The sequence below is a fragment of the Rudanella paleaurantiibacter genome, assembly GCF_009184635.1.
GTDB lineage: Bacteria > Bacteroidota > Bacteroidia > Cytophagales > Spirosomataceae > Rudanella > Rudanella paleaurantiibacter.
On the sequence record NZ_WELI01000012.1, the window covers coordinates 72,225 to 85,293 of the forward strand.

13 protein-coding genes are annotated in these 13,069 nt (G+C 54.1%); 9 read left to right on the top strand and 4 right to left on the bottom strand.

Translation table 11 applies throughout. The features are described 5' to 3' along the window. Nucleotides 1-80 precede the first annotated feature (80 nt). The 6 genes from F5984_RS22785 (at nt 81) to F5984_RS22810 (ending at nt 6,929) form a co-directional block, all read left to right on the top strand. A complete protein-coding gene (locus tag F5984_RS22785) occupies nt 81-1,190 on the top strand; it encodes an Mrp/NBP35 family ATP-binding protein (protein WP_152126526.1) in 1,110 nt (369 codons plus the stop codon). 55 nt (nt 1,191-1,245) lie between these two features. Further along, entirely contained in the window at nt 1,246-1,512 is a 267-nt protein-coding gene (locus tag F5984_RS22790; RefSeq protein ID WP_152126527.1) for a NifU family protein, read from the top strand. Between the two features lie 150 nt (nt 1,513-1,662). Continuing rightward, nucleotides 1,663-3,306 (top strand): D-alanine--D-alanine ligase family protein, encoded by a 1,644-nt coding sequence (locus F5984_RS22795; protein WP_152126528.1) that lies wholly within the window; start codon nt 1,663-1,665, stop codon nt 3,304-3,306. A 142-nt stretch (nt 3,307-3,448) separates the two neighbouring features. Beyond that, nucleotides 3,449-3,910 carry a hypothetical protein gene (locus F5984_RS22800; protein WP_152126529.1) on the top strand — a complete coding sequence of 154 codons (462 nt, stop codon included), beginning with the start codon at nt 3,449-3,451 and terminating at the stop codon, nt 3,908-3,910. A 58-nt stretch (nt 3,911-3,968) separates the two neighbouring features. After that, nucleotides 3,969-4,970 carry a gluconolaconase gene (locus F5984_RS22805; RefSeq protein WP_152126530.1) on the top strand — a complete coding sequence of 334 codons (1,002 nt, stop codon included), beginning with the start codon at nt 3,969-3,971 and terminating at the stop codon, nt 4,968-4,970. A gap of 189 nt (nt 4,971-5,159) precedes the next feature. Beyond that, entirely contained in the window at nt 5,160-6,929 is a 1,770-nt protein-coding gene (locus F5984_RS22810) for a phospho-sugar mutase (RefSeq protein ID WP_152126531.1), read from the top strand. A 125-nt stretch (nt 6,930-7,054) separates the two neighbouring features. Here the strand turns inward: F5984_RS22810 and F5984_RS26630 are convergent, their stop codons facing one another. Further along, the gene (locus F5984_RS26630) at nt 7,055-7,201 is read right to left on the bottom strand and encodes a hypothetical protein (RefSeq protein WP_019988252.1); all 147 of its coding nucleotides are present in this window, start codon (nt 7,199-7,201) and stop codon (nt 7,055-7,057) included. A 43-nt stretch (nt 7,202-7,244) separates the two neighbouring features. Further along, nucleotides 7,245-7,499 (bottom strand): adhesin, encoded by a 255-nt coding sequence (locus F5984_RS22815; protein ID WP_152126532.1) that lies wholly within the window; start codon nt 7,497-7,499, stop codon nt 7,245-7,247. A gap of 105 nt (nt 7,500-7,604) precedes the next feature. Here F5984_RS22815 and F5984_RS22820 point away from each other — a divergent pair, with 105 nt between their 5' ends. From F5984_RS22820 to F5984_RS22830, 3 genes are all read left to right on the top strand, one after another. Then, entirely contained in the window at nt 7,605-8,642 is a 1,038-nt protein-coding gene (locus F5984_RS22820) for a glycoside hydrolase family 130 protein (RefSeq protein WP_152126533.1), read from the top strand. A 36-nt stretch (nt 8,643-8,678) separates the two neighbouring features. Then, on the top strand, nt 8,679-9,716 hold the full coding sequence (bioB, locus tag F5984_RS22825) for a biotin synthase BioB (RefSeq protein WP_152126534.1): 1,038 nt from the start codon (nt 8,679-8,681) through the stop codon (nt 9,714-9,716). Nucleotides 9,717-9,935: 219 nt separating this feature from the next. Further along, nucleotides 9,936-10,130, top strand: a complete 195-nt coding sequence (locus tag F5984_RS22830; protein WP_019988248.1) for a cold-shock protein — start codon at nt 9,936-9,938, stop codon at nt 10,128-10,130. Between the two features lie 191 nt (nt 10,131-10,321). Here the strand turns inward: F5984_RS22830 and F5984_RS22835 are convergent, their stop codons facing one another. Then, the gene (locus tag F5984_RS22835; RefSeq protein WP_152126535.1) at nt 10,322-10,828 is read right to left on the bottom strand and encodes a metallophosphoesterase family protein; all 507 of its coding nucleotides are present in this window, start codon (nt 10,826-10,828) and stop codon (nt 10,322-10,324) included. 12 nt (nt 10,829-10,840) lie between these two features. Continuing rightward, complete coding sequence (locus tag F5984_RS22840) at nt 10,841-12,520, bottom strand: fatty acid--CoA ligase (RefSeq protein ID WP_152126536.1); 1,680 nt, start codon at nt 12,518-12,520, stop codon at nt 10,841-10,843. Nucleotides 12,521-13,069: the final 549 nt, after the last annotated feature.

Consider the following 13,069-nt stretch of genomic DNA (forward strand, 5'->3'; position numbering starts at 1 on the left):
TGAGCGTGCGCGGCCGTCTGTCGGTAAACCGCAAGACAGGCAGGTTCGTTGCTCATTACCTACCATTCATCTCGCCTAACATGTCTGACTACAAGCTATCTAAAGAATCCGTGTTGGAGGCTCTCGGCCACGTCGAAGAGCCAGACCTGAAGCGCGACATTGTGTCGCTGAACATGGTTAAAGATATTGAACTGGGCGTTGACCAGGTCATGTTTACGGTCGTACTGACCACTCCCGCCTGCCCGTTGAAAGAAGTAATTCGGAAGCGGTGCGAAGATGCCATTCATACCCATATTGGCCCCACCATTGAGGTGAAGGTCAACATGACTGCCGATGTGACTTCGACCCGGATGGCCGCACCCGTGCTGCCGGGTGTGAAAAATATCATCGCCGTGGCTTCGGGCAAAGGGGGTGTGGGTAAATCGACCGTAACGGCCAACCTTGCTGTTGCCCTGCATCGGTCGGGGGCCAAAGTCGGTATTATCGATGCCGATATTTACGGGCCATCGATGCCGGTGATGTTTGGCGCCGAAGATTTGCAGCCCGGTGTTTCGCAGATCGACGGGAAAAATATGCTGCAACCCATTCAGCAGTACGGCGTGAAACTCATGTCGATTGGTTTCCTGACCCCACCCGATAGCGCCGTGGTATGGCGCGGTCCGATGGCGAGTCAGGCGTTGCGGCAGTTTTTTGCCGATACCAACTGGGGTGACCTTGATTACCTGCTCATCGACCTGCCACCCGGCACCAGCGATATTCACCTGACGCTCGTGCAAACCGTACCCGTAACCGGGGCCGTGATTGTGACCACTCCGCAAAAGGTAGCTCTTGCCGACGCCATCAAAGGTCTGGCTATGTTCCGGCAGCCGCAAATTAATGTACCGGTACTGGGCGTTGTTGAAAATATGGCCTGGTTTACCCCGGCCGAACTGCCTACCCACCGGTACCCGATTTTCGGACAGGGGGGCGGACAGCAATTGGCCGATAAATTCAGCGTGCCGATGCTGGGGCAAATTCCGCTCGTGCAGGGTATCCGCGAAGCCGGCGACGAAGGGCAGCCCGTTGTCATCAGCGGAGAGCCCATTGCGGCCGAAGCGTTCCGGTCGGCGGCCGAGGCCCTGGCGCAGCAGGTGGCTATTCGGAACGCGAGCCTCGACCAAACACAGCGGGTTGAGATTCAGCGGGCGTAATTTTGGCTTTTTCTTCGATGTCCCGTAATTTTACCTATCAACGAGAACCAAACGAATGACGGCGACAAACATCAATGATGAACTGAAGGAACGCGTTGAGCGGGCACTGGATGCTATGCGGCCCTATCTGGAAGCCGATGGCGGAAACGTGAAAGTGCTGGAAGTGACCGATGAGGGCCTCGCCCGGCTTGAATTACTGGGCTCGTGCGGCTCGTGCCCCATGTCGGCCATGACGTTTAAAGGAGGCCTCGAAGAAGCCATTCTGCGGGCTGTTCCCGAAGTGAAGAAAGTAGAAGCTGTAAACATCACAGCGTTTGCATAACGGTTGTGGGTAATACTTTAGCAACCATCCCGATAAAGCCGCTTGTTCGCAACAGGCGGCTTTTTTGTTTCTTTGCGTCAGTTTAGGTGGGCCTTGTTCGCAGGTCCATCAACCGATACCCCATTTTCCCGTTACAACCAGAGCCATACAGTGAGAATCGGAATATTTTTCGGTGGCCCCTCGCGCGAGCGTGAGGTGTCATTTATGGGAGGCCGTACAGCCTACGAAAGCATTGATAAGTCGTTGTTCGAACCCGTGCTGGTGTTTGTCAGCGGCTGGGGACGGTTTTACAAAGTAGAGCCCGACTTTTTGCAGCAGGAGTCGATTCGCAGCAGCCTGCCTACCCTCGATGGGTTTGCGGTGTACGACGAATCGTTTGAAGACGATATCTTCACCGAGGTCGGCATGGAGGCTATCGAGCCCGACTGGTTCGAAGAGCATTTCGACATGGCGTTTCTGGCTATGCACGGCCCCGACTGCGAAGACGGCGCCATTCAGGGCTTGCTTGAGTGGCACAAAATTCCGTACACCGGGCCGGGGCTGGTTGGCTCGGCTATCGGTATCAACAAAATTTTGCAGAATGAGCTGATTGCCCTTGTGACGGGGCAGCAGAAGAAAACGGCGACCATCAGCCGCGACGACTGGGAGCAAACCGACAAAGGAGCCTTTTTTGCCTCACTCGTGGAGCATCTAGGCTTACCCGTCGTGGTCAAAGCCCCGCATCAGGGCTCGTCAATTGGGGTGTCTATTATCCGAACGTATGACCTGGACGCATTCTGTGAGGCCGTTGATAAGTGCTTCTTTACGGTATGTATGCCCGCGGGCGTGTGGCTCGATATGAGCGACAAAGACAAGGACAAATACGCGCAGGATATTGCCAATCTGGATTCGGGAATTGGTTACCCGCTGGTGCTCGAAGACACCGGTGATTATATTCTGAGCCCGGTGGAGCTGGTGGGTATGCTCGACTCACTGGCCGAAGAAGCCCCCGACTCAAACATGGTGTTTGCCTCGGTCAATGCCGAAGACGACCTTTTGTTTGAAGAATTTATTGCCGGGCAGGAGTTTTCGTGTGGTGTTATTCAGGACGACGATGGTACGGCCATTGCCCTGCCGCCCACCGAAATTTATAATACCGAGGCTTTCGACTTTCAGACTAAATACAAAACCAACGTAGCCCGGAAGCGGATTCCGGTAGGGACATCGCTCGAAAATAACCGGCTCATTCAGGAGTCGGTGGCGACTGTGTTTAAGCGATTGGGCATCAATGTGTATTCGCGAATCGACGGATTTCTGACCCCCGATAATCGGGTGTTGCTGCATGACCCGAATACTATTCCGGGCATGTCGCCCGCTTCGCTTATCTTCAAGCAGATGGCCGAGATTGGGATGAACTTCACCGACTCGCTCACGTACCTGATCCGGCAGTCGTTGCGGGAGCGCATCCGTACTGGTAAAGATACGTTCCGGCTGAAGCAACTCCTGCTCGACCTCGACGACCGGCTTGCTGAGCGGAAAGCCAACCCGGCTCCCGAAAAAACCATTACGTTTGGCCCGTCGGACGACGCCTGGACCAAAGCCCGTGCCGAGTACCACCGTACGGCCGCGTTCGGAGCCGAACGGCCTGTGTTGCTGTACCAGAAAAGTGCTGCTGAAACGTACGAAATTCCGGTAAACCTGCTGTTTAAGGATACCATTGCCGACCTCGATACGGCGTTGACCACGCCCCGGCACCCGTTGCTGATCGAAACGGCCGAGCGGGCCCGCAGCGTTACTGAGCGGTATTTGATTTGATTGATAGACGCACGGGTTGAACGGATTTGACAGAGGTAAACCGGTTTTTGGACTATTGGAATGAGTCGGAAAATTCGTGTAAATCCGCCAAATCTGTTCAATCCGCGTTCCCATTCCCAGTCGCGGCAGCGGCCTCAAATGTATGGAAGCCCTTATCAAAAAGCTCAATTTTACCAATCAGGCATCCGCTCTGTTGGTTAATGTTCCACCCGAGCTCGCCGACTTGACGGCCGCTCTGGGGGCTCGTACGTCGGTCGGGCAACAGCCTGAATCTACCCAGAGCGCCCAATTTGTAATGGCCTTTGTTCAACAACTGAATCAAGTGGAACAGATGGCCAATTGGGTGGCTGCCCATACCAAGGGCGATGCGGTAGTCTGGCTCGTGTATCCGAAGCAGTCCTCCAAAACGTACACCTGCGAGTTTAATCGGGATACCGGTTGGGCCTCGATGGGCGCGGCTGGCTTTGAGCCGGTTCGGATGGTGGCGGTCAACAACGATTGGTCGGCCTTGCGATTCCGGAGGGTTGGATTCGTGAAAAAAATGACGCGCGACCCTAAAGGTGCCCTGACTGCCGAAGGCCGAAGCCGGGTTGGACTTGGATAAGTAAATAAAACAATTCGCAAAAAGAATAGATAAGTGATAGGACTAGACCCCTATCAAAATGAATGCATTCGTTTGCCGACTCGGGCGGGTTTCGGCCCTGCTATTGAGTGCATGGTTCGGATTAACGGCCTGCAACAACCCCGACCCCAATTTGCTGGCCCCCGATTTCGGCGACCGGATCACGTTCATGAGTGCCCGTCAGTATCCCGAGGGCATTACCTTTTCGCCGGTGCTCAACCGATTCCTCGTTACGTCGATCACGCAGGGGAAAGTAGGTACTGTGGACGATGATGGCGAGTACATGGATCTTTTTTCCGACGCCCAGCTCATCAGTGCCATTGGTATCAAGGAATTTGGCGGCAAAATTTACGTTTGCAACGGTGACCAGGGCGTTTCGAGTAAGAGCACGGCCCAAAGTCGGCTCCGAACCGCCGGTTTGTTTGTGTACAACTTGGCTACCAATCAGGTTGAGCGCCGAACCGACCTGGCGGCTCTGCTCCCCAATAGTCAACACTTTGCCAACGACGTAGCCCTCGACCCGCAGGGAGTCGCCTACGTGACCGACTCCTTTGCGCCGGTGGTGTATCGGGTTGGGGCCGACGGGCAGGCGAGTGTGCTGGTCAATGACCCGGTGCTGGCTCCGCCCACGGGACAGTTTGGGCTCAACGGTATTGTGTACCACCCCGGTAATTTCCTGATTGTTGCCAAAGCGGCTACCGGGCAGTTGTACAAGATTAATCTGGCCAGCAACAACGCTATCACCGAAATTACGGGATTGCCCACCTTGACCGGGGCCGATGGAATGACCCTGATAGGCGCCGACCTGTACGTGGTGAACAACCGTAACCGGGTTACCCAGCTCCGTAGCAGCGACAATTGGGCTACGGCCAGCACCGTGAAGGTGGATGAGGCCGGGTACGAGGGGGCTACCACCAATGCCGCCTTCAATGGGCAGATTTACACGCTTAACGGCCGAATAGGTGAGGTAGGAGCCGCTGCCATGGCGGGTAATCCGGCCAGCCTGACAGCCTCAAGCTATACCATTCAGCGATTCCGGTAAGTGTAATCTGGCTGACTTACAGGTTAGCGAAAAGCCATCTTGCTCAGCCTCTACAGCTTCGGCCTCTGGTTTATCCGAATCAGAGACCAGGGCTCTTTTTTTTGGCATTTACCGAAGGCATTGCACTACATAACCCAACACCGTATCTTGCCGAGTAAAAATCACAGTATTCCCTGACTGAATTTAGGTATGACCACTGCAACCATTGACCCAGCCGCACAAATCGAGATTGACCGCTGGCTCACCGGCCCCTACGACTACGACACCAAAGCCGCTATCCGCCAGCTTCAGGCTGAGGGAAACACCACCGAACTGACCGACTCATTTTACCGCTCGCTGGAGTTTGGTACCGGTGGGTTGCGGGGTGTGATTGGTGTGGGGTCTAACCGCATGAATCGCTACACTGTTGGGGCCGCTACGCAGGGGCTGGCTAACTATATAAACCGGGTCGCCGGCGCGGGCGCTTTTCCGGGTCAGGATGTGAGCGTAGCCATTGCCCACGATAGCCGCCGGATGAGCCCCGAGTTTGCCCGGCTCGCGGCCGATGTGTTTGCTGCTAATGGCATCACGGTCTATTTGTTCAGCAGCCTGCGCCCCACGCCCGAACTCTCTTTTGCCATTCGGCAGCTTGGGTGCCAGAGCGGTATTGTGGTAACGGCTTCGCACAACCCGCCCGAGTACAACGGCTATAAAGTGTACTGGAACGACGGTGCGCAGGTGGTAGCCCCACACGACAAGAATATTATTGACGAGGTTGAAAAAGTACAGTCGATAGAAGACATCAAGTTTGGCGGAGACCCGGCCAAAATCAAGCTGATCGACGAAGAGGTGGATGCGCCCTACGTGGAGCGTATCAAGACCAATGCCGTGAACCCCGATGTGATTGCCCGGCAGTCGGACCTGAATATTGTGTTTACGCCGATTCACGGTACCGGTATCACGCTCGTGCCCCGCGTGCTTGATGCCCTCGGGTTCAAGAATGTAAGCGTCGTAGAGGCCCAGGCAACCCCCGATGGGAACTTCCCGACTGTAAAGTCGCCCAATCCCGAAGAGCGGGCGGCCATGCAACTCGCGCTCGATCAGGCGCTGTCGCAAAACGCTGATCTGGTGATGGCTACCGACCCCGATGCCGACCGCGTAGGGGCGGGTGCCCGGAACCATCATGGCGAGTTTGAGTTGCTCAACGGCAACCAGATGGCCAGTCTCATTATTTTCTACCTTCTGCGGGCCTGGCGAGATGCCGGTAAGCTGACCGGAAAAGAGTTTGTAGCTAAAACCATCGTAACCACCGACCTCATCGACCGCATGTGCGAGCGGGCCGGGGTGCCTTGCTACAATACACTGACGGGCTTCAAATACATTGCCCAGGTGATTCGGGAGTTGGAAGGGCAGCAGCAGTTTATTGGCGGGGGCGAAGAAAGCTACGGATACCTCATCGGTGATTTCGTGCGCGATAAAGACGCCATTGCGTCCTGCGCGATCATCGCCGAGCTAACCGCCTACGCTAAAGATCAGGGTCTGAGCCTGTTCGATATGCTGATGGAAATGTACCAGGAAAACGGCTTCTACTACGAAGGTCTCGTGTCGCTGACCAAGAAAGGGAAATCGGGTTCTGAAGAAATCCAGCAGATGATGGCCGATTTCCGGGCCAATCCGCCGAAGCAGATCGCCGGTTCGGATGTGGTGCGGATTGATGATTACAAAGCCCTGACCCGGACCGAAAACGGTCAGACCAGCCCGATTGAGGCCGGTAAGATGGGTATCGAATCATCGAACGTGTTGCAGTTTTTCACGGCCGACGGTACTAAAATATCGGCCCGGCCCTCGGGCACAGAGCCCAAAATCAAGTTTTATGTCTCGGTAAATGAGCCGCTCAATAGCAAAGACGAGTTTGATGCCGTGTACGCGTCGCTCAAAGCAAAAGTGCAGCGCGTGATCGACGACATGAATCTGAAATAAGCACGCAATGTATAATAATGTATAATGAAGAATGCGTAATGAATAATGGGGTAAACAGGAGTCTATCCTACCATTATTCATTACGCATTCTTCATTATACATTCATCTTCTTCATTATACATTCATCATTCCCCCTCGGCGGGCATATCTGGCGCTTTGGAGCCCTCCTCGGTAGTCCGATCGCCGTATGAGCTGGCGGCCGACGATTGCGTTTCGCTGTCGGGTGCCGTGCTGTTGTTATTGTCCTGCTGATTTTGTTCGTTTGGTTGCATACGTGTTGTTTAGCGTTGGATAGCGTCTTTGGTACGTATCCGGTTAGTAATCTGACCGACCCGTCGAGGTCGTGTCGTTGTCAAAATCTTCCTCCATTTCGTCGCCCAGCGGGTCGGTATTGTCATCGTCTTCCTCGTCCAGAAGCTCGTCGTCGTCCATATCGTCGCCCCGACCTACAGCATCGGCGTCAGTAGCACCATACCCGGCCGTCGACCCTGAGCCCAGATCGTCGTACGGGGCTCCGCCCTGTTCGGGGGCTGTGGCCAGAATCTCCTCGGTATTGAGTTGGTAGTTCATGTTGCGTTGTTAGTTTTTGTTGAACAAAACGGGTACGTGTGTGCTTGTAGCCAAATAACCCCGCTGATCGAGCCCCGTTGCAAGAACTGAGGGAATGGCCCAACGATGAAAAACTACACCTTACGACGACTTTCTGACCAGCCCATTATCCGTACGGCCGATGTGCGGCCCTCTATGCCGGGCTTTCAGGTGCTGGGTGCTTTTAACCCGGCGGCTTGCCGTTTCAACGATGAAATCATTTTGCTGCTGCGCGTGGCTGAAGGTCCCGCTGCCGGGCATATCGAACCCGGTTGGCTGCATATCCCCGTCCTCGAAGAAACCGATGGAGTGCCACAGCTGGTGGTCAAACGGTTTCGTGAGCCTATTACCCCGTACGACCCGCGTGTAGTGACGCTAGAAGGAACCGTGTATTTGACCTCGATCAGTCACCTGCGCGTAGCCCGTAGCCGCGATGGAATTCATTTTCAGATCGACCCGAAGCCGTTTCTGTTTCCGGCCCGTGCCGATGAAGCATTCGGTATCGAAGACGCCCGCATCACGTTTCTGGAAGGTACTTACTGGATCACCTACACCGCTGTGTCGGCGCATGGACCAGCGGTGGGCTTGGCCAAAACCACCGATTTTGTCCATGTTGAACGGGTAGGGCTGGTATTGCCACCGCCTAATAAAGATGTGGTGCTGTTTCCCGAACGTATCAACGGTAAATACCAGATGCTGCACCGGCCTATGGTGTCCGAAATTGGAAAACCCTCGGTATGGCTGGCCGAGTCGCTTGATGGTGTACACTGGGGGAACCACCAGTTTGTATTTGGGCCCAGTACGCACAGCTGGGAATCGATGAAGATTGGAGCCGGTCCTGAGCCCTTGCAAACACCCGATGGCTGGCTGGTGTGTTATCATGGCTCCGACCCAACACATAGGTACGGACTCGGGCTGGCCCTGCTCGATCTGGATACCCCCTCGCGGGTGCTTTACCGGACAGCGGCCCCGTTGCTTACGCCCGAGCTCGACTGGGAGCGGAACGGGTTTTTTCCGAATGTCGTGTTCTCTAACGGATGGGTACCGCAACCCAATGGCTCGGTGCTGGTTTATTACGGCGCGGCCGATTCGGGCGTGGGGGTTTGTGCATTGGAATGGCGCTAAACTCTATATCTTTGGGTATTCATTCGCTTATTCATTATGACATCAAACCTGCCGACTCTTGACGTTGCTCAGGAACTCCGCAATGACTGGACCCGCGACGAGATTGGTGCAATCTACAACTCCCCGGTTCTGGACCTGATTTACCGGGCCGCTACTGTGCACCGGCAGCATCATGACCCGCAGGAAGTACAGGTCTGCACCTTGTTGTCGGTTAAAACGGGCGGATGCCCCGAAGACTGCGCGTATTGCCCGCAGGCAGCCCGGTACCACACCAACGTGAAGGTACACAAGCTGCTCGAAGTAGGTGAAGTGCTCGAAGCTGCCAGCCGGGCCAAAGCCTCGGGTAGCTCGCGCTTTTGCATGGGGGCCGCCTGGCGTGAAGTGCGTGACAACAAAGACTTCGACAAGGTGCTCGATATGGTGCGGGGCGTTAATGCCATGGGGATGGAAGTGTGCTGTACCCTCGGAATGCTGACCGATAGTCAGGCGCAGAAGCTGAAAGATGCCGGCCTGTATGCCTACAACCATAACCTCGATACGAGCGAAGAATACTACGGTGATATTATTTCGACCCGCACGTACGACGACCGGCTCGAAACGCTGGGCCACGTTCGTCAGGCGGGCATTTCAGTTTGCTCGGGTGGAATCATCGGCATGGGGGAATCACATAATGACCGGGTTGGGATGTTGCACACCCTCGCTACCCTGCCCGAGCACCCGGAGTCAGTGCCGGTCAATGCGTTGGTGCCGGTAGAAGGTACCCCGCTCGAAGATCAGGAACGGGTATCGGTTTGGGAAATGGTTCGGATGATTGCCACCGCGCGTATCATCATGCCCAAAGCAATGGTTCGGCTATCGGCAGGGCGCGTACGTATGAGTACCGAGGAGCAGGCACTGTGTTTTCTGGCCGGGGCTAACTCGATTTTTGCGGGCGATAAACTGTTGACCACGCCCAACCCCGGCGACGATGCCGATCAGCAGTTGTTCCAGACGTTGAATATTCGGCCGCGTGAGGCCTTCAAAAACGAATCGACGGGGCAAGCAGCGGTAAAATTTGAGCAGATTCCGCTCTAATACAGGAGGTTTAGCAACTTTTTTGAGGAAAACTGAAATTTTTTCATTTAAAAATCAGTACTTTACAAAAAAAACAGGCAGAGTAGCTTATTTCAGCGTCTTTGACAACCGATTAATAAGGGAATTCTCGTCGCACTGGTTCAGTAGTGAACGGCAATGGCGTTAGGTCTGTTACAGAATGAAGCGTACAAGTTTTTTTAATTAACAAGTTAATTTCTAATGGCACAGACCGGCAAAGTTAAGTTTTACAATGAGTCAAAAGGGTTTGGTTTTATCAAGCCTGATGCGGGTGGCCCCGACGTGTTCGTACACGCTACGGGTCTGATTGACCAGATCAATGAGAATGACGTCGTAACGTTCGACGTAGTAGAAGGTCGCAAAGGATTGAGCGCAGAGAACGTAAAGAAAGCATAAGTCTGCTCTGAAGACATAACAAAAAAGCCCGCAACCGCGGGCTTTTTTGTTGTAGGCAGATCTTCGTTTGGGGCTTATCCTGTTCCAGTGCTGATGACTCAGGTTGAAAATGTAGAAGCCGAGACATCAAAAAGGAACTCTACCCAAGGCAATAAACCCAAAACGAGAAACTAAAAATCACAAACTGTACATCAGCGCTTACCTAGTTCAATAACTTGCATATCGCGAACGGAGCCACTGTCGAGCGTGAAACGCAGACAGGTACGTATCTGATGAAAGCCCGTTCGGCCGGCAGCGCCCGGATTCAAGTACAGTAGGCGCTCGGTGGAGTGCCCACGCAGGGTCGGGTCGCGCATGACGCTCAGGATGTGCGAATGCCCGCAGATAAATATATCGGGCGGATTGCGTTGCAGGGTGGGCCGTACCGCCGGGTTGTACCGTGGAGGCTTGCCACCAATGTGCGTCATCCAGATCGTGAGCCCTTCCAGCTCGAACCGCTGATTAGCGGGCCACGCCACCGATTCATTGTCGATATTGCCGCACACGAGCCGCACCGGCCAACGTGCCCGCAGCCGGTCGATCACGTCGGGTGAACCGATATCACCGGCATGCCATACCTCGTCGCAGGCATCGAAGTGGGTAAACACCTGCTCGTCGAGATAACTATGGGTGTCGGAGAGTAAGCCAATACGGGTCATTAGTTGGGTTGGTTAGCCGCCTATGAGTAGGTCTTTCATCTCCGAGCGAATCCGTTTCTTATCAATTTTGCCGACGCTCGTTTTCGGAATTTCGGAGACTACCACAATCCGGTCGGGGACATACCATTTGTTTAACTCGCCCCGTTCGGCTTTGGCTTGCAGAGCCTCCCGAATGGCATCGGTGGAAGGGCTCATGCCGGCTTTGGCCACAATCAGCGCGTACGGGCGCTCGCCCCATTTCTCATCGGGTAAGCCTACTACGGCGGCCTCGCCTACGCCCTCCTGTTGCGAAAGCAGGTCTTCGATTTCGAGCGACGAAATCCATTCGCCCCCGGTTTTGATCACATCTTTCGTCCGGTCGGCAATCATCAGCCAATGGTCGGGCGTGATGCTGGCCACGTCGCCGGTATGCAGCCAGCCCCCGCGCCACAGTTCCTCGCTTCGCTCTGGTTCTTTGTAGTAACCCTGGGTCATCCACGGCCCCCGCGCTACTACTTCGCCCAGCGACTGCCCGTCGTGCGGCACAAAGTTACCGTCGTCGTCCATCAGCCGAATCTCCACGAAGGGCGCAATACGGCCCGCCCGCGTCCGAAACTCCACTTGTTCATCGGGCAGTAACTGCCGCTCCTGCTCGTTGAGGTAGGTGAGGCTCATGATCGGGGCCGTCTCCGACATACCATATCCCTGATACAACTCAATACCCAGATCGGCTGCCGCTTTGGCCAGTCCTTTGGTCAAGGCCGACCCGCCGATAATGACCCGCCACCGGCTTAGCTGCGCCTGAAACTGCCGGGCGGCCGGGCTGTTTACGAGCATAGTCATAATGGTTGGTACGCAGTGGGAGAATGTGACCCCTTCTTTCAGTAACAGTTTCAAGAGCATTTCGGGCTCGTAGCGGCCGGGGTAAACCTGCTTCGCCGAAAACATCGTTGCCAGGAAAGGGAAGCCCCACGCATGGACGTGAAACATGGGGGTAATAGGCATGTACACGTCTTTCGCGGATTTGAAAGACACAAACTCATAGGCCGACACGCAGGCCATCAGGCCCATAGTGTGCATAAACAGCTGGCGTTGCGAGAAGTAAACCCCCTTTGGGTTGCCCGTGGTGCCGGTGGTGTAGAAGGTGGTGGCCCAACTGTTTTCGTCCAGGTCGGGAAACTCGTACGCGTCTGATTCCTGCGCCAGCAGCGATTCGTACTCGCCCGCAAAACCGTCGGGGACCGTAATCGCCGAGGGGTCAGTGTAAGCCTTGTCGGAAATAACAACGTAGGTCTGAACCGTGTTCAATTGCCCTTTGAGGGCATCAATAATGGGCAAGAAATCCTCATGCACGAGCACAATCTTATCCTCCGCATGATTCATGGTGTACAGAATCTGAGCGGGCGACAGCCGGATGTTGATTGTGTGCAGAATGGCCCCGATACCCGGTACGGCAAAGAAACACTCCAGATACCGGTGGCTATCCCAGTCCAGTACGGCAACCGTATCGCCCGCTCCGACACCCAGCTTGCCCAGTAGATTGGCCAGTTGCCGTACCCGACTGTTGAACGTGTGGTAGTTCATGCGGAATAGGTCGCGGTACACAATTTCACGACCGGGCTCGTACTTAAGCGACTGCGCCAACAGGGTTTTTATCAATAAGGGTGGCTCCTGAGCCGAGGAGGTGCGCGGTATTAGTTTCGTTGTTGACATGATGAATTCGTATTGTCTTTTGCGAAGATATAATTGTCTCGTTCCTCGACACGATTTTAGGCTAAGAACTTTTGTTTGGCCCTGTGTTTGCTACGTGCATAAGTACGTGTCCTCACTGGTCATTTATCACAAAGCAAAATCTCTTAGGTGTTTTTCTTTTGCGTATTGTGTACTTAATAAGTTGCAATACAGGAGGAAAATTGTATGAGTGATAGAATTGCTTCAAAAAATGTAAGTATGTGGAATCCGCCTTAATCCTAATTCCGTAAAATATACCAAGACAGTTAGCAGCTATGTGAGCGCAGAATCACGACAACGTGGTTCGCTAAACGTACAGAATTTGACCTGGTTACTTATACCTATTTAGGGCGTCCTAAGGCAGCATTTTTGTGGGTAAATATCTGTTTTTATTTACATAGTTCCATTCAATAACTGTTGACACACAAAATTCAGAGGAGCCAGTTTTAAAAGAGGAGATTATTTATTAAATATGGCTCATAATTGATTTGTTAATATGAGAAAGACGTTTTCTACTTCAACTGCACTTTT